This window comes from Nostoc sp. WHI (genome assembly GCF_015714725.1).
Lineage (GTDB): Bacteria > Cyanobacteriota > Cyanobacteriia > Cyanobacteriales > Nostocaceae > Nostoc.
In genome coordinates this window covers 44,324-62,726 of record NZ_WBKM01000144.1, presented here as the reverse complement: position 1 = coordinate 62,726, position 18,403 = coordinate 44,324, and the positions used below count along the sequence as shown (strand labels likewise).

Annotated in this window: 14 protein-coding genes; 2 read left to right on the top strand and 12 right to left on the bottom strand. The window is 40.9% G+C overall.

Annotated features, from left to right (window positions below):
• The first annotated feature begins 75 nt into the window (after positions 1-75).
• Positions 76-1,134 carry a T3SS effector HopA1 family protein gene (locus F8S12_RS14390; protein ID WP_196516939.1) on the top strand — a complete coding sequence of 353 codons (1,059 nt, stop codon included), beginning with the start codon at positions 76-78 and terminating at the stop codon, positions 1,132-1,134.
• Between the two features lie 55 nt (positions 1,135-1,189).
• Here F8S12_RS14390 and F8S12_RS14385 read toward each other — a convergent pair whose 3' ends face one another.
• Together F8S12_RS14385 and F8S12_RS14380 are read right to left on the bottom strand one after the other, a co-directional pair.
• Complete coding sequence (locus F8S12_RS14385) at positions 1,190-1,936, bottom strand: peptidylprolyl isomerase (protein ID WP_196516938.1); 747 nt, start codon at positions 1,934-1,936, stop codon at positions 1,190-1,192.
• 137 nt (positions 1,937-2,073) lie between these two features.
• Positions 2,074-3,597, bottom strand: a complete 1,524-nt coding sequence (locus F8S12_RS14380; RefSeq protein WP_196516937.1) for an HlyD family efflux transporter periplasmic adaptor subunit — start codon at positions 3,595-3,597, stop codon at positions 2,074-2,076.
• Between the two features lie 250 nt (positions 3,598-3,847).
• On the opposite strand from F8S12_RS14380, the gene F8S12_RS14375 reads away from it, so the two are divergent.
• Positions 3,848-4,078, top strand: coding sequence for a hypothetical protein (locus F8S12_RS14375; RefSeq protein WP_196516936.1), 231 nt, complete (start codon positions 3,848-3,850; stop codon positions 4,076-4,078).
• A 185-nt stretch (positions 4,079-4,263) separates the two neighbouring features.
• On the opposite strand, the gene F8S12_RS14370 is transcribed toward F8S12_RS14375, so the two are convergent.
• From F8S12_RS14370 to ppsA, 10 genes are all read right to left on the bottom strand, one after another.
• A complete protein-coding gene (locus tag F8S12_RS14370; RefSeq protein WP_196516935.1) occupies positions 4,264-6,984 on the bottom strand; it encodes a peptidase domain-containing ABC transporter in 2,721 nt (906 codons plus the stop codon).
• Complete coding sequence (locus F8S12_RS14365) at positions 6,878-7,603, bottom strand: helix-turn-helix domain-containing protein (RefSeq protein ID WP_196516934.1); 726 nt, start codon at positions 7,601-7,603, stop codon at positions 6,878-6,880. Before F8S12_RS14365 ends, F8S12_RS14370 begins: the two co-directional genes overlap by 107 nt.
• 566 nt (positions 7,604-8,169) lie before the next feature.
• A complete protein-coding gene (locus F8S12_RS14360; RefSeq protein WP_196516933.1) occupies positions 8,170-9,333 on the bottom strand; it encodes a hybrid sensor histidine kinase/response regulator in 1,164 nt (387 codons plus the stop codon).
• Positions 9,334-9,579: 246 nt separating this feature from the next.
• Positions 9,580-10,026, bottom strand: a complete 447-nt coding sequence (locus F8S12_RS14355) for a response regulator (RefSeq protein WP_196516932.1) — start codon at positions 10,024-10,026, stop codon at positions 9,580-9,582.
• Complete coding sequence (locus F8S12_RS14350) at positions 9,980-12,271, bottom strand: sensor histidine kinase (protein ID WP_230968015.1); 2,292 nt, start codon at positions 12,269-12,271, stop codon at positions 9,980-9,982. Before F8S12_RS14350 ends, F8S12_RS14355 begins: the two co-directional genes overlap by 47 nt.
• Positions 12,272-12,619: 348 nt before the next feature.
• Positions 12,620-14,107, bottom strand: a complete 1,488-nt coding sequence (locus F8S12_RS14345) for a dolichyl-phosphate-mannose--protein mannosyltransferase (RefSeq protein ID WP_196516931.1) — start codon at positions 14,105-14,107, stop codon at positions 12,620-12,622.
• 79 nt (positions 14,108-14,186) lie between these two features.
• Positions 14,187-14,753, bottom strand: coding sequence for a GNAT family N-acetyltransferase (locus F8S12_RS14340; protein ID WP_196516930.1), 567 nt, complete (start codon positions 14,751-14,753; stop codon positions 14,187-14,189).
• A gap of 147 nt (positions 14,754-14,900) precedes the next feature.
• The gene (locus tag F8S12_RS14335; protein WP_196516929.1) at positions 14,901-15,260 is read right to left on the bottom strand and encodes a XisI protein; all 360 of its coding nucleotides are present in this window, start codon (positions 15,258-15,260) and stop codon (positions 14,901-14,903) included.
• Positions 15,230-15,667, bottom strand: a complete 438-nt coding sequence (locus F8S12_RS14330) for an element excision factor XisH family protein (RefSeq protein ID WP_196516928.1) — start codon at positions 15,665-15,667, stop codon at positions 15,230-15,232. Before F8S12_RS14330 ends, F8S12_RS14335 begins: the two co-directional genes overlap by 31 nt.
• A 12-nt stretch (positions 15,668-15,679) precedes the next feature.
• Positions 15,680-18,181, bottom strand: a complete 2,502-nt coding sequence (gene ppsA, locus F8S12_RS14325) for a phosphoenolpyruvate synthase (RefSeq protein WP_196516927.1) — start codon at positions 18,179-18,181, stop codon at positions 15,680-15,682.
• Positions 18,182-18,403: the final 222 nt, after the last annotated feature.

The window sequence follows — 18,403 nt, the reverse complement described above, 5'->3', positions numbered from 1 at the left end:
TTACGGTTCAAAATTTTGACCAGTTTATGGGTAAAAGCATATTGAAACAGTTAAATAACATCAGGATTAATAGTCATGCAAGTGCTACAAATACTTCAAGAGCTTGCCAGTCAAATTGAAATTGAATCTTATAATTTTGTGGTCATTCATCCTAAGTTTCAGCAGCAAAAAATACCTGCTGATGTTCTGGCACAGCTTCAAAAACTGCCTCAAAATGTTCAAGATGAGTACCTTATATCACTTCTGCAAAAATTAATCTTTGGCATTTACTACAGTGGAGAATCTTTACTAAAAAAAAATCAATTAACACAGATAAATTATGAAATTGGATTAGAGGATACCCCTTGCGAAGTAGACTGGGAATTCTGTGACAAACTACATAAAAACAATTACGGTAAAGGTTCTTGGAATCCAAACTTTCGTGTCCTAAGACAGGAAGCTGATGGCAGTCTCGCAGTTGAAAAGAAAGGTATTACAATACACATCCAGCGAGACCATCATCTTAGGTTAGAAGAGCAATCAGCTGCGATAGGTGATATGGTGTCAATACCTAGGCCATCTAGTCACATCAGAAATCAATTTTATATAGCTTATGGGGACTTAGTTTATACTTGGAGTTATCCATCAGTGTATATCTACTTTAACTTCAGTCCTAAAGGTGCAGTTGCACTAATGGGACATCTAACAAAGCAATTAAATGCAATTAAGATTCCTTTCGACTTCAATGCCTTGTACAATCCCTCTAGCTATGGGCGATATAACTCAGGAATTTTACGAATTAATAAGGATAGCTACGAAGTAGTTCGGCAAGTACTACAGACTGTTTACGCAGAAAATGAATCCCACTTTCAAACTCATGTTCCTATATTCACTAAAGTGCTTGCGCCAGGGCTGGCTTTAGCAGAAAGACCTGAAAAAGAATTTAGATTTCTGGAAGATTTTGGCATGAACCGCTGCAAAATTGTTGCCAATGCCTTGCTCGACGCTCATAACAATAGTGATGAATCTCCAGAGGCTAGAATGAAATACATACGCCAGCATTTCAAGGATCTGGAAATTGACCTCGAGAGTCCCTATCTCAATCCTAATTCTGAAGATATTTACACACCATTGTTTACATCCAATGGTGTGTAAGCCAATAGAGCTGTTAAACTCAATAAAACTCAAGGTTCAACTTTAAGATAAGAACTCAGCTAAGGTCGTTCCAGTGCTTAATAACCTCAATTTTTGCAATTTGTTGCTTTAACCATTCAGAAAACAGATGTGAATAAATTTCTTGGTACAACTTGTCATTCAATTGCGATTGAGTAATCTCCTCAACTAAAATCAAGTGTACTCCCTTAGAAGTCAAAATTGGTTTGATAAGCTCCGGTGGTTTAGCAGTAAAAACAGCAGCAGAAATTTCTGGCTTCAGTGAGTCGCGGAACACCATTCCTTTATATCCTCCAGAACGGCGTAACTCTGTATCCTGAATGTATTTATGACCAACATCATAGAAACTCATCTCACCTTCTTTAATAGCATAGAAAAGTTCTAGCGCTAAGTCTTCATCATCCAACACAACCTCATACATTACCACACCAGCATAGTCTAGCTGATGTTCAAAAAAATAAGGTTCGATTTTATCTATGAATAGATGTTGGCTTAACTTACTAATAAGAATACTGTTATATACGATTTCTTCAAAGTCATCTAAGGACAACCCATATTTTTCTAGCCATTCCCAAGTCTCTTCAGCACTTGTGAGTTTATTTATTAAGCGGAATAAGTCTGCTGTTTTTTGTAATTCTTCTGTATCTATTTTTATCCCAGCTTCTTCCGCAGCAGTTCTAATCACTTTGCGGCTAATAATCTGCTCAACTATTTCAGGAATTTTGTAAGATAACTTAACTTGCTGAAGAATATCTTTGTTAGTAATAGTGATAGTTTGTAGCATTATATTTCTCCTAAATTTGGTTAGCAAAATTAAACATGAGAGCATGACTTATTGGCTAGATGTAGAGACATTACATGTAACGTCTCTACATTTCCAATTCCTATGTCCCTTGGACACAAGGAAGGGGGTTAAGTTTTCTACAATTTCACCCCACCCTGTTGCAACTGCTTAAACGGATCAAGCAGAAAATCAATAATCCGACGCTGGCGTACAATTACCTCAGCTGTCGCCGTATCCCCAGGACGCAAGGCAATACACTTATTAGCCGAGGGAATACAATTTTGGTTTAGGGCAATTTCCAAGTCATAAGCTGCCACCTTTCCATTAGATGTTTCTACCTCTATAGTAGTAGGAGAAATGTCTAACAATTCTCCTTCTAGTACTCCATAATCCTGAAACGGATAAGCATCAAACTTTAACTTGACTGGCAATCTTTTTCGCAAAGAACCACTCTCAGTTGTCGCCATTTGCGCCCGAATTATTAAAGGCGAACCTTGCGGTGCAATCTCCGCAATCATTGTTCCTGGTTGCACTACAGACCCAGCCCGTTGTATTGGTAACAGAAACAATCTACCATTGACGGTGGCTCTTAACTCTCGTTGTCCTAACTGAAACTTTAACGAAACAATTTGACTCTTACTTTGAGCAATTTCTGCCTGAAGCGTAGTAATTTCTGTCTCCAAATTCTTCTGTTGCTCGTCGATTCTTAGCAGAGCTAGCTTACTAGAACGAGTCAAGGTCTGATAACTCCTTTCCTGTTCTTTCAGTCGCAACTGTGCCTGCTCAATATCTGCATTTGCTTGCCGAATAGTCCGCTCATAACTACTCTGTTGTTCTACCAAACGTAGTTTAGCCTGCTGAATATCTGACTGATTTTGTTCGTATAACTGTTGCTTATCTTTAGCTATATCTTGCTTTTCCACAACATTAATTTCTGGAATAACCCCTGACTGCCAAAGACTGCGATAGCGTTCAACTTCCCGCTTGTTACTCGCCAAACTACTGTTTACTAATTTATTAGCAGTTTGACTATGCTCAAGAGTTTGTCGTGCCTGATTGACTTGAGCCAATTTTTCGTCTTTTTGTAAGTCATAGGAATTCCTAAGAGCATTCATATTCTGTCGCGCTTGGTCAATTTGAGACTGCTTTTCCAACTGTTGAGATTGATTTTGTTGCTGTTGCGTTGTCAAAGATACAACTAACTGACTTGTAGATAAATTTAACTGAGAAAGTCGATTTAATTGTCCCTCTAACTTATCCTGTGCCTGTCGTAATTCCGCCTTAACTAATTCTGATTCCAATACCAACAAAGTCTGCCCAACTTTAACCGAATCACCCTCTTTTACCCGAATTTCGGCAACAGTACCAGCCACAGCCGCATCCAGCCTAACCGTCTTTCCCTTTGGCTCAAGTCGCCCTCTTGCCGTACCTGTTTCATCTACCTTAGATAGCATCGCCCAAGGTAAAATGATCGACACAAACACTACCAAAAAATATAGCAATCCCCTTGTCCAAACCTGGGGCAAGCTATCAAGTAAATCCTTGGTCGCGTCAGCCCAATCATCAGTTGATCTAGCTGGTGTTTGTTCTTTTAAAATTTCCTCGCGCTGTTCTACCTCATAGATTTGGGTTTGAACCTTTCCATTCAATGTGTTTGGCATGATTTTTCCTGATATCAATTTTTGATTTTGAGAGTGGGGACAATACGGTTCGGTTAATATGTTTGGCTCTCGGAGATCCCCCCCAACCCCCCTTAAAAAAGCTACCGTGTACACACAAGTCGAATTTCTTCTTAAATCCCAAAGATTACCTACTTAATCGCAGTGATGGTTAGGGTGGGGTAAAACTAAAGCTAAAACCTTAGTAAATCAGGTTTCAGGTGAGGTTTTAAGAATTTATGCAATAAATATATTGATTTCGGGTGGTCATTTATTGATTTCGGGTGGTCGTTTATTGATTTCGGGTGGTCGTTTATTGAATTCGGGTGGTCGTTTATTGAATTCGGGTGGTTGTTTATTGAATTCGGGTGGTCGTTTATTGAATTCGGGTGGTCGTTTATTGAATTCGGGTGGTTGTTTATTGAATTCGGGTGGTCGTTTATTGAATTCGGGTGGTCGTTTATTGAATTCAAGCAGTGGTTAGGGTGAGGTAAAACCCAGATTCTTGAACAATTTCAGACTTGTGTGTACACCGTAGCCTTAAAAAAGGGGGGCTTAGTCTCCTATTTACCTGTTTTTTAAAGGGGTCGCCGCAGGCGGGGGATCAATCTTATCCGAACGGTATTGGGAGTGGGGAGACAAAAAAAGCTTCCTGCTTGTCCTCTTGTTTCACCCCGCAACATCCAACTGCTGATGATTGAGATAAAAATAATGTCCCCGCTTCGCCATCAACTCTTGGTGAGTTCCACTCTCAATCAACACGCCGCGATCTAGCACCAAAATTAAATCTGCATTTCGTACAGTTGAAAGGCGATGGGCAATTACTAAGGTGGTTCTGCCTTTGAGAATTGTGTTTAAATTCGTCTGAATAATCCTTTCTGATTCTGCATCCAGATGGGAAGTCGCCTCATCTAAAATCAACAGTTTAGGATTGCCTAACAACGCTTTAGCGATCGCAATTCTTTGTCGCTGTCCTCCAGACAACATCCCCCCTCCTTCACCAATCTGGGTTTCATAACCCATAGGTAACTTTTTAATAAACTCATCAGCACCCGCCAATCGCGCCGCCTCAATGATCTCTGCTAAAGTTGCCCCAGGATGTGCCAAGCTAATATTTTCCCGAATAGTTCCGCCAAACAAAAAGGTATCTTGGTCAACTACCCCAACTTGCTCGCGTAGAGAACGCAACGAAAGACTGGTAATATCGTGACCATCAATCAACACCTTGCCATTTGTGGGAGGATATAACCCCAAAACCAGCTTAGAAATCGTGGTTTTCCCCGAACCACTCCGTCCCACCAAGGCAACCATTTGCCCGCTTTGTATTTCAAAACTGAGATTTTCCAAAACATTGATATCGCTTTCAGGGTGATAGCGAAACGTCACGTTGTCAAAGCGAATGTTACCTTGAATGGGTGGTAAAGATTGTCGCGCCTGGTGCTGCAAATCCTCTTCTGGTTCCGCATCCAACACATCATTAATGCGTTCCACGGCAATCACCACTTCTTGCAATTGATTCCACAAAATTGTTAATCGTTGGAAGGGTCTAATAATATTTCCCAGCAACATATTAAATGCTACCAATTGACCAATGGTTAGCTGGTTGTGAATTACTTGGTACGCCCCGAACCACAGCAACATAGTAGTTACCACTGCTTCAATTGTGTTGCTGAATATTTGCAGACGATTGCTGATAATTTGCCCGGAAAAGTTAGTTTTTATTTCCTTACTTAATAACTCTTCCCAATGCCAACGCACTGTCTGCTCCACTGCTGTGGATTTAACTGTTCGCACACCAGAAAGGGCTTCAATTAGATAGCTACTTTCATTAGCAACAGCATTAAAGATTTCCCTAGAAATCTTTTGTAAAAAAGGTGTGGCAATCACTGCCAGCAGGAAAAAAGGCGGTACAATCACCAACACTAGCAACGCCATTTTCCAACTGTACCAAAACATCAATCCTAAATAGATAAAGACAGTGACTAAATCCAACAGGATGGACAACGCCTCACCGGAGAGGAAGCGTTGAATTTTGCGGTTTTCCTGTACACGAGAGATAATATCCCCCACATAACGGGACTCAAAGTAACTCAAGGGTAGCCGCAGGGTATGGCGAATAAATCCCACAATCAGTGCTAAATCGAGCTTATTCGCCGTGTGGTCTAACAGATATTGCCGTAATCCCGTCATCGCCACACGAAATAAACTAAAAATCAGTAACCCTAACCCTACCGCCGTTAAGGTTAGTTCAGATCGCTGCACCACCACTCGGTCTAAAATTAACTGCGTGAATAGGGGGGTAACGAGTCCAAAAATCTGGATAAATAAGGAAGCGACAAACACTTCCAGCATTACTAAAGAGTGAGGCTTCATTAACTCAAAGAACTGCCAAAAGGGAGTTGTAGTCTCTTTGGCATCCTTCAACCAGGCTGTGGGTTGCAGCAGCAGTGTATAGCCAGTCCAGTTGGCTTTAAATTCCTGGTGGCTGAGGGTGCGCTGACCAATACCAGGATCTGCCACAATTACCTGTTTTGGGGTGATTTCATAGACAACGATGTAATGCTTACCCTCCCAGTGGGCGATCGCAGGCAATTTTTGCTTTGCCAATTGGTCAATACTCGCTTTCACCGGTCGTGTAGCAAACCCAATACTTTCCGCCGCCGTCGATAACCCCCGCAGCGATGAGCCATTACGGTCAACATTGGCGATATCCCGCAGGCGATTTACACTAAAGTTTTTCCCCCAATAGCGAGACACCATCACTAAACAAGCTGCACCGCAATCTGATCCACTCTGTTGGGCAAAAAACGGATAGCGCCGAATCGCACGTTGTAATAAATGCCCGACTCGCTGCGTGGAGTTGGGAAAATAGGCTTTGCTAATCTTTTTCTCGCGTGGCTCTACTGCTGGTGTTGACAAAATCTTCGTTTCATGCAGCAGTTTTGAATCCGATAGAGGCTGATCTGAGTCCAGGTGTTGGGGGTTACGGGATAGTGCCTTAGCCCACAAATGCTCCTGAATTTGGGGATATTTAGCCATCAATGGCCATAACACTTCACCCGGAATAAAGCACAGTTGCAAGTTGACTGAAGCCCTTGCTGCATAAGGTCTGAAGTCATTCTCCTTAAACAAGGTAAATTCCCCAAATGAGTCTCCCGCCTCCAAAGTAGCGATTAACTCATCGGCGCTATCTAGTAACCTTGCTTTGCCAGCGATCGCAATATATATACCCGCTTTAGCATCAGTTCCTTGCCAGAATTTGCCGACTTTTGGATTGATAAATTTAACTTGTTGAAGACAGTGTTGAAATTCCTCTGTTGAAAGAGAATAACCCAGAGTATTGTTGAACTGTTGCAGAGTAAGCAACTGAGCAGATATATTTTGCGCCATGAATGTCTAAATGTTTTCCTAATTTTGCAAAGTTAATAGGTAAAAATTCGGAATCATCTGGAATAGCTGCCGATTTGAGGTCACAAATCAAAATTTTGGAACCCTGAGCCTGTTCATTACTGTTTTGTTCAACATTATTGGGTTTTGGTAGTGTGGATAATCCCATCTGTTTGAGTAGCCGCTTGATATGGCGATCGCTTACCTCAATGCCAAATTCCTTTGCTAGATGTTTCGCAAGCCAGTTTGCTGTCCAGCGTCGAAAAGCATAGCCATGATCGCGAGGACTACTGTTAACTAATTCCTTCAAACGCTCTAAATACTGATCATTCACAGCCTTCGGGCGACCAATGGGGCAATCTTGCCATTGGTGCGCCATCCCAGTCCGGGCTATGTGTGTCCAATGTCGTGCTGTTGCTGCACAACATCCCAAGGTTTGACAGATATCTGTTTGAGTTTCCCCTTCATCTGCCAATAACATGATTTCAATTCGTTGGCGGTAGGATTCAGGTAAACTATTGTGCAAACTTTGTAGTAGCAGTTTCCGTTGAAACGGTGTTAAACACTTACCACCAGATGCACTTAAGTACTTAGTTTCAGGTTTTGCTTGGCAGTCGGACATATACGTAGAATTTGCTAGTTTTATAGATCCACAAATGCCCTGTACTTGATGCATGATTTGTCAAGCACTTCCAAATGAGTGTTTACACGTACAAATTATTACACTAATAGCGCACATTATTTTATGTATTTTATTATGTATATATCAAGCTACAAGTCATCTGTTGTAAATTCCGAAGATTAAGGGCTATATAAATTTTGATGAAATATTGGCTAAATACGCTAATTGCGTATAATTACTATATTAGGACTTACGCGCTGTAAAAATTTATTATCTTGTGCATCAACGAAAATATGTCGTTTCAGGCTTTTATCAATTATCCTTCAATAAATAGTGTAGGCGCAGCCCGCCGTAGGCATCGCCTAAAAAGTGCCGAAAAATCAAGGTTTAATGCCTGAAATCCATACCTCATATTTAGTTTCCCCTGTCAATGCGTAAGTCCTAAGATATTTGATTTACAAGTATAAATATTTTCAGGATATATAGTTAAGTTTTATCCAGACAGTCTCTTGATCTATCTTCTCAACTATATCGAATTTTACTTTAGTTACTATTTGCCTGACAGGTTAAACTTCAAGCAAAGGGAGACTAACAGTAAATGTTGTGCCCACTCCAACTTGACTATTGACTGTAATTTCGCCTCCGTATGCTTCGACAGACTTTTTAGCGATCGCTAGCCCCAAACCGGTACCAGGAATGCTTCCCACATTGTCCGCACGTTGGAAAGGCTGAAACAGTCGCTTTTGGTCTTCTTTCGGAATGCCAATTCCCCAATCTTGAATTCGGAAAATAACTGTTTTTTCCTGACTAATTAGTTCAAAGCGCACTATGCCACCCGGTAGTGAATACTTAATAGCATTGCTAAGTAAATTGCCCAGAATGTGCCGCAGTAAACTTTTATCCCATAATGCTTCGCCTAATTGCCCAAAAGTGGCGAATACCAAAGTCAGATGTTTCTCATCTGCCATTAATTGAACTTCTTCGATTAGTTGGTGGCAAAAAGCTTCTAAATCTAAGCAGATGAGTTCAAATGGCAGTTTACCAGAATCAGCTTTACTGATGAATGAAACTTCATCTAATAGCTGCGCCATGTTTTTAATCGCCGAGCCAATCATTTGCAAATGATTCTGTTTTTTCTCTTTGGTCAATTTTTCGTCGTAGTTTTGTAGCAATCCAGCAGCCAAGAGAATAGTATTTAGGGGACTACGAATGTCATGAGAGAGCATTGAGACAAATTCAGATTTGAACTGGTTGAGTTCATTGGCTTTCATCAGTTCAGCAGTTCGTTCTTCAACTCGGATTTGTAACGTTTCATTGACCGTGCGTAATGATTCTAAAACCTGTTTGCGCTCGATCGCATGACGCAGGGAGCGAACCAATACATCTGAATTTACCTGGCGCTTGATTAGATAATCTTGTGCCCCCCGCCGCACTGCCTCAATTGCCAGTTCTTCATCATTTGTATTGGTTAGGACAACAATCGCTATGCTTGGGGCTAGATCAATCAGAAGAGGCAGAGATGACAATCCTTCACTGTCAGGTAGAGTTAAATCTAACAAAATAACATCGTAATTACACTGAGTTAGTTGCTGAAGTGCTTCTCCCAATCGCTTCACATGAACCAAAGTAAATTCTTGGGACTGGGCTTGCATCAAAAACTCTTGTAACAACCTAGCTTCTGCTAGATTATCTTCAATTAACAGGATTTTTACTGAGTAGCTTACAACCATAATTTTCGGGTTTCACCCCTGGAAATTTTTGAGTGGTGAGTTAGGATTAGCCCTGTTAAGGTGAGTCTCCTATTCATCAAGCTGTTCCACATCTAGTTTACATATCTAAATTTAATTAAACATTGTATTAGGATTTACGCAAAACTACACGAGGTAGGGGCAATTCATGTAGACGCAAAGCGGCTTCCCGCAGGGTATTGCCCCTACCCAAAAATAAGGGTTTTGGCTATTATTTGCGAGCATCCCTCACTCCGATGGTAGCGTGACAGTACAGAGCCAAAAATCTACAATACTCTTGACGATTTGGAATAGCTGGTTAAGGTTGCGGGATTTAGTGATATAGCAATTCACATGCAAGTTGTAGCTGTCAAAAATGTCATCCTCATTTTTTGAGGTTGTTAACACAATGACTGGAATACATTTTAATGCTGGGTCAGTTTTAATTTCCGCTAGCACTTCTCTACCATCTTTCTTGGGCAAATTCAAATCCAGGAGGATGAGGTCAGGGCGCGGTACATTAGCATATTCGCCTTCTTGGCGTAAATAAGCCATAGCATCTATGCCATCCCTGACTGTGACCACCTCGTATGGCACTGAACTATTTTTTAACGCTTCTTGAATTAAGCGAATGTCGGCTTTATTGTCCTCAACCAAAAAGATAGTTTTGTGTTTTTCTCCTGTTTCTCCGTTCAAGTTCATGTCCTCCAACTGGAATCGTAAAGTAGAAGGTTACGCCTTCACTCTGTTCTGACTCTACCCAAATCCGCCCTCGGTGGCATTCGACAATCTTCTTACATATCGCTAAACCTATACCTGTACCGATATATTCATCCCGTGTATGTAGGCGCTGAAAGATGACGAAAATGCGATCGCTAAATTGTGGGTCAATGCCAATACCATTATCCCGAACTGAGAACAGCCAGGCATCTTCTATCCTTTTTGCTCCCACATGAATTTGTGGCGGCTGGTGACTGTGGAATTTAATGGCGTTACCGATCAGGTTTTGGAATAGCTGCATCAGTTGGGTGCTGTCAGCCATCACCGTTGGTAAGGGGTCGTGGGTGATAGTAGCCCCACTTTCATCAATGCGTTGACGCAAATTGCCCAGCGCCCGATCTAAGGGTGTTTTTACCTCGATCATTTGAAATGCGATCGCCTGCATATCCACTTTCGAGTATGCCAGCACGTCATCAATTAAAGTCTGCATTAGGGTAACTCCCTCTACAGCGTAGCTGATAAACTCCTGGGCATCTTTGTCGAGTTGTTTGCCATAGCGCATCTCTAACAGCTGCACGTAATTCACAACTTGATTAAGAGGTTCTTGTAAGTCATGGGAGGCGACATAGGCAAACTTTTTCAAGTCTGCGTTAGAACGTTCTAAATCCTGCGCTAACTGGGCAAGTTCATCGGCTTGACGCAGCACAATATTGATAATTGCTTTCCGCAGTTCCAATACTGCTTTAACTTCTACATCTTTCCAAGGCAAAGATGTTAAGCGAACAGTTTCTTTCCACAGTTCAAATGATTTACGTGGACATAAACTGACATTTCCTTCTGACTCGCTAACTTCAAACGCCTGATTAGGATCGCCACCCCAGTTTACAGTTTGAATTACTTCCGGTCGAAACCATAAAACATAATTTCGTTTGGCAATGGAAATAGCTAATAAACCGCTAGCGACATTTTTAAAATTTTCGGCATCTGGATAAATCTGGGGCAAAGAATCTGTATAGAATATTTCTTCTTCAACGTTATTTTTGAGCCATTGCACTAAAAAATTCAGGTCTTCTTCTTTCGGCGTTTCACCAACTACCGTGCATTTTCCCCTGTAACACACGGCTGCGCCTTGAGCGCTAGCCAAATCTAAAAAATGCTGCGGGTTTTTAACTAAACCATCAATAAAGTTTTCTTCTTGAGACATATATTCAATCAAGACTAATTGAATATGTGTCAGATTTATCCGATGATCGTAGTCTTGTGTCTCTTCTCTAGCTGAGATTTCGGCAAATATTACTCGCCCCAAAAATTCGCAAGCTTTACGCAATTCGTAGGAGATATATTTAGGAGATTGATGATGGCAAGCAATAAGCCCCCAGAGTTTTTGGTCTTTAATTAAAGAGATAGTCAGCGTTGCACCAACACTCATATTATGCAAGTACTCTATATGACAGGGAGCAGCACTTCTGAGAATAGAGTTGGTTAAATCAATGGGGCGATCGCTAATTGGATTATTAATAGGAAAAATTGTTACTGGTTCAGAAGAAGAATCCGGGATGATTCTAATGGAATTGGCAACAAATAATTTTTTAGCTGGTTTGGGAATATCTGACTCTGGGTAATGCAATCCTAAGTATGGTTCTAGGATTTCTAGTTTGTCTTCTGCGACGACGGAACCATGTCCATCATCATCAAATTTATATAACATTACCCTGTCAAATTCCGTTATTTTCCGAATTTCTTGAACGATAACTTGACCAAACTCACGGAGATTTGATGTTTTTTGGAGTTGATTTATCGAGGATTGAACTAGATGATAGAAGCTTAAAAATGGAATCTTTTCCTGAGTAATAGCAGGTTCTAATTCCAAAATCAAAAATTTCTCTTGATTGCGGTGAAATACTGCATCAAATACTATGTAAGTATCACCTTTTTTTCGCACCCAAACTTTGGTGGAATTGATGAAATCAATATCTACCCCGCATAGCCCTGTTTGAATTCTCTCTATTTGGAATGGGTCGAGTAAATCTTCTAGTTTTTTCTGCAACATACTTTCGGGAGTGATCCCGAAAATCTTTAATGTATTAGTGCTAACTTGTAATATTTTTAACTCAGGTTCCTCTAAGACTAACAGGATACCATGAGGCTGAATTTCACTAGAAAGATGAATTGATGCCTCTTTCAAGCTAATTAAATTAATAACTGGCAGTTCTAAGTTCATTTTGATGACGATCCTCCTTTATTGTGGGGGAGTATCAAAACTAGAATATTTATTAATAACGAAGAATCATCAATGTAAAAAATTTTATAATTTCTCATTTATTATTTTTACCTTAGTATATAATTTAATATGCTCTAATCTTGTGTTTTGTAGTTTTAATATCATCGGCTTGGGCTTTTAACAGTCTAACAGTAAATAAAGCTACATAATGATAATAAATGTGATGTCACTGCTTTTTCACGTCAAACCGTTTCTCTCCGACTCGGAAAGGGACAGACTTAAAGAAAAGTTCAAACTGACGTTATGTTAAGTTGAGAAAACTGCTCAATGTTCCCATACCTTCTTTAATCAGATCCAAGAGTTGAACCACATTCGCAGTTTATAGCCCTCAGGGGACAGGGGTAAAGCCAAATATACAGGCATCCAGAAAATAAAAGCAGCCAGAATGATAAAAGTAATGGTGATACCTAGCGCCCGGAGTTGTTGATAATAACTGCGAAGACACTGATCGACAAACCAAGCGATCGCTAAAAATACAAACACTACTGCACACATATAATGGTAGATAAAAACGCACCTCGTTACCTTCATCCAAGGTACTAAGTTTGCGGCATAATTTAAAATTAAATATAAGGCAATCCAACTATCGACACCAAGAGTTTCAGGCACAGAAAAACGCTTTTGCTTTACCAAATTAATCACAACTTTTGATACCAGCATCCCTGTTAAAAACAACATGGCAGCAACACCAAACCACCACAAAAAGGGATTGCCCATTGCATGAACATCATAAATAACTTTCCCAGCACCAGCAGGTAAAGGCGGCCCCATCACAGGTAATGGAGCAGTGATACTTTCAGCCATTTGATAATAATATGCCATTGGTCGAATCATCAAAGGCCATTTGTACCAGGCGGCACAATAAGGATGCACGTTAGGACTATTGCCACCTAGCTGTAAGTGAAACTTTAAAATTTGCTGATGTACTGCAATAAATCCATAAGTTTTATCTAGTTGAAGGTGGGGAATCCAAATGATGCTGTAGATAAAAGCTGGAATTAGTCCTAGATAAAACAACATTTGGAAAACATTTAGCTGAGTCAGGTTTTGTAGTGGTGTCTGAGATGAAGGAGAATAATTACTAACTCCTGCCTCCTTCAATGAGGGGGATATAAAAAGAAGTTTGGAGTTAGGAAGAGAATACATTCCCTGAATTATCCATGCTGTTATCCAAATGAGATAAGCACCTGACAGGAACCATAAACCATTCCACTTAGTCCCGACTGACGCACCAAAAGCAATGCCAGCAAGAACTAACCAAAAAGAACGTTGCCGATGTTGGTTATCTAATGCCAATAATAAAAACCAGTGTCCTAATAAACCAAAAATGACGATATAAATATTACTTAAAGCATAGCGAGACTCAACTAGAAAGATGCCATCACAAGCTGTGAATAAACCTGCAAGCATTGCAAAGCTACGACGATAACTTAATTGATAAGCGATCGCAGCCACAATTAAAGGAATAAATGAGCCGGTGAGGGCATTTAACCACCGATAAGTCCAAGGCGATCGCAATGAACCTGTCAGCCCATTTACCGTATCGTGCCAAAAAGGAATGTGACTACCAATCCAAATGCCGATACCAATAATATATTGACTTAGCGGCGGATGAGCATTAAAAAATGGTGTATGCGTGAGATAATTATTACCGAATTTAGCAAAGTAAACTTCATCAAATACCAGAGTATTGAATCGCTCCAATCCCCAAAATCGCAAGGCAACTGAGAGAATAAATATACTCACCACCCCAATTCGGAACCACTTTTTAGTCATTAGTCATTTGTTATTTGTCCAAAGTCCAATAAGAGTGCTGAGTTAAGAGTCAAGAATTATCCCCTATTCCCTTAGTCCCTTACTCTCCCTCATCTCCCCCTGCTCCCCCTACTCCCTGCTCCCTACTTACCCTCCACTCTTCAGGTGCATCTAGTTTAAACAGAAGTAGTTCAATGCCGTAATACTTGTTTGTCCGCCCTATTGGTTTCATACTCAATCGTTCAGTTACACGGATTGAAGCATGATGTCCTGGCTTCACTACGGCATAAATCACTGGCAAGCTCAAAACACTAAATCCGTAGTTGAGCATAGCTCGTCCTGCTTCTGTTGCATACCCTTTACCCCAAGAAGCTCGCCGTAAGTGCCAGCCTACCTCATAATCTTGAGTGAGTAAACCATCTTTGTCAGGCAATTGTTCGAGAAGGATAGTTCCCACAATTGTTGTAGTTTCTTTTTCGACAATTGCCCAAGATCCATTACCATTTTCGTTAATTAAGCGCAGACGTTGTGACTCAACACTTGTGACGCGAGAGCCGAGAAAGTGCGTAACTTCAGGGTCATTATAAATTACAAACGCTTGTTCGGCATCGCTTTCGGGTATCCAACTGCGAATGATCAAGCGTTCGGTTTCTAAAAGATTTGTCATCTTGCTTTTGGCTAAACTAAATCGCCATTCTGCAAAATAGTAAGATACTTATGGTTGAGCAGTCAAAAGTTTTGTAGACAATTACACAAACAAAATATAGCGATCGCTATGCTATGGGCAATTATCCAGAAATATAACTACCGTTGGCTAGGTAATCGCAAATTCTGAATTTTCTCTCAGTTCCTCAGACCGGAATCCCAATACAATCCGATCCTTTGCTACACCTGCCCTAACTAATTCTGTTGCTAGCCCCTCCTCAGTGCCATCACGTTGAATCCAAATTTTGTTATCAATAATATCAATGTGAATCAGACAGCCGTGAACGCGGCGGGTTGCAGTTACGGAAAGTTCAGGTACTGGTTCTCGACCAAGAATCATCACTAAATATCGATCCTGTTCTTTATCAAAAATAGTTTCATGCTGAATATTACCGTAAGAGTAAGGAATTTTCGTGTGTTCAGTAAGAAGGGTGCAAATTATCTGTCTGTATTGTTCCAGAGTATCCATCGGACTATAATCTCCCGCTTTGGATTGAAAACAATGAGAGGAATTTTGTAATCTTCCAATATAAGTTTACCAAGGGGTTCTTCCTCAAAAACGTCATTAAAAATATCCTCGTGAACAGCAATATACAAAACCCTCTCTGGATAATTGCGGGACATTACAGCAAGGTAAGTAAAGTACTGACCAATTGCCTGTTCGAGGTTCGCCACTTCTGAGTCACCACTGAAAGTTTTGATTTCAACAGCAATTTTCTGCGTTCCTTTTTCTGCTATGAGCAACTTTTCGGCTGCCAAATCCACGTAAAGATCCTTTTTTCCCCACTTTAGATGAAAGGGGTCATCAGTAACAATCCAGCCATCTTTGATCAGCGCATTCTTTAAGTTATTGTGGTAGCGGTCTTTAGCTGGCATACATTACTCAAATTACGAATTACTACTCTCAACTTTCGCAACTTCCAGCATTGTCTTTAAAACCGAATCTGGATTCAGACTAATCGAGTCAATTCCCTCTTCAACTAAAAATTTGGCAAATTCTGGGTAATCACTGGGTGCTTGTCCACAAATGCCGATTTTGCGATCGCATTTTTTCGCCGCTTGTATCGCCATTTTGACCATTTGCTTCACACTCTCACTGCGCTCATCAAATAACCGCGCCACTAATGCCGAATCCCGATCTATTCCTAATGTCAACTGAGTTAAATCATTGGAACCAATGGAAAAGCCATCAAATACTTTAGCAAACTCTTCAGCCAAGATGACATTACTGGGCAACTCGCACATTACGTAAACTTGCAAACCATTAACACCCTGCTGTAAGCCATTTTTTGCCATCTCTGCCAAAACCAAACGCCCCTCATCAGGAGTACGGCAAAAGGGAATCATCGGGATGACATTAATCAAACCCATATCTTCTCGTACCCGCTTTAGGGCATGACACTCCAAAGCGAAAGCTTCTCTGTAGCCTTCATCATAGTAACGCGCCGCTCCCCGCCAACCCAGCATGGGGTTTTCTTCATGGGGTTCAAACTGTCGCCCACCTAATAAGTTGGCATATTCATTACTTTTAAAATCTGACATTCGCACAATCACAGGCTTGGGATAAAATGCCGCCGCAATTCTGCCTACACCTTGGGCTAATTTATCTACAAAATATTGAGATTTATCGTCATAAAGTGCAGTAATCTGAGCAATTTTAGCTTTCACAAATTCATCTTTTAACAAGTCATAGTGAATCAACGCCATTGGATGAATTTGGATTTGGTTAGCGATGATAAATTCTGTTCGTGCTAAACCTACGCCATCGTTGGGAATTGCTGATAAACTCAATGCTTCTTGAGGATTACCCACATTCATTAAAATTTGAGTGCGGGTACGGGGTAAGTTTTCTAATGGGACTTCTTGAACTTCAAAAGGTAATAAGCCTGCATAAACTTTTCCTTCTTCGCCTTCAGCGCAAGAAATTGTAACCTCTTGACCAGGTTTCAAGATTTCCGTAGCATTGCCGCATCCGACGATCGCAGGTACACCCAATTCTCGCGCAATAATCGCTGCATGACACGTTCTGCCACCAGAATTTGTGACAATTGCACTGGCGCGTTTCATAATCGGCTCCCAATCGGGATCAGTTCTCTCTGTCACCAAAACTTCCCCAACTTGGAACTGTCCGAGTTTCTGAACATCTAAAATTAAGCGGGCTTTTCCTTGACTAATGGCTTCTCCAATAGCACGTCCAGTAACAAGGGGGAGTAGGGAGTCGGGAGTCGGGAGTGGGGAGTGGGAAGATTTTTCGCCAGTTCCTAGTCCCCAATTTCCAGTCTCCAATAACAAGCGATAACTCCGCAATATATTTCCCGTTTTCTGCGACTGGACGGTTTCGGGACGCGCTTGGACGATAAAAAGTTGGTTAGTAATGCCATCTTTCGCCCACTCAATGTCCATTGGGGTGTAAATGCCGTGAACTTGAGAATAATGGTCTTCAATTAAACACGCCCAATTTGCTAATTGTAAAATCTCTTGATCACTCAGGGCGAATTTGCCTCTTTCACTGGTTGAAACAGTTACATTTTTCGTTAATTTGGAGCCGTCATCATAAACCATTTTTAATTCTTTGCTGCCCAACTTCTTATCAATAATTGGACGAAAGCCTGCTTTTAAAGTTGGTTTAAAAACATAGTATTCATCGGGATTTACAGACCCCTGTACAACATTTTCTCCTAAACCATAAGCAGCTGTAATCAATGCTGCATCTTTAAAACCGGTTTCTGTGTCAATGGAAAACATCACCCCAGAGGTTGCTAAGTCAGATCGCACCATTTTTTGCACACCCACAGCTAGAGCAATGCTAAAGTGGTCAAATCCTTTGGTGTGGCGATAAGAAATAGCGCGATCGGTAAATATGGAAGCAAAGCATTTATGACAAGCTGCTAAAACTCCCTCAGCACCGACAACGTTAAGATAAGTTTCCTGCTGTCCGGCAAAACTAGCATCGGGCAGATCCTCAGCAGTGGCGCTGGAACGGACTGCAACATCTGTCTCTGCATGGTATTTTTCACAAAGACTTTGGTAAGCTGTGGCGATCGCTTCTCGCAATTCTACCGGAAATGGAGTGTGGATTAATAGCGATCGCGCTTTTTTTCCCCGTTCTCGTAAATTTTTGACATCTTCAACATCCAAGTCGGCAAAGAGTTTGCGGAGTTTGGCTTCTAACCCTGCTGATTGAATAAAATTACGATAAGCGTAGGCAGTGGTAGCAAATCCAGTGGGAACGTTAATACCTTTGGGCGTTAGCTGTTGAATCATTTCCCCCAGTGAGGCATTTTTCCCACCAACTATAGGGATATCAGCAATGCCAACTTCATCAAACCACAGAATGAGCGATCGCTCTTGGGAAAATTGAGATAAAGTGCTTTTAGATACTGTAGCCATAAATATTACCTTCTAAAGTCGTAAATACGTAATTGCTAGTATATTTTTCTCCTGTTTAATTTTAGTGCTTGTAGCAACTGTGTTGCAGGGTAGGGTAAAGTAGCTAAATTTTGACTTTTTACAGGATAAAGAAAAATAATTTGGTTACCCTAAACACATAACTCCTTAAGAGTATTTATGTCACGGAAACCGATATCATAAATAAACGTAAGGTTTTGTTTG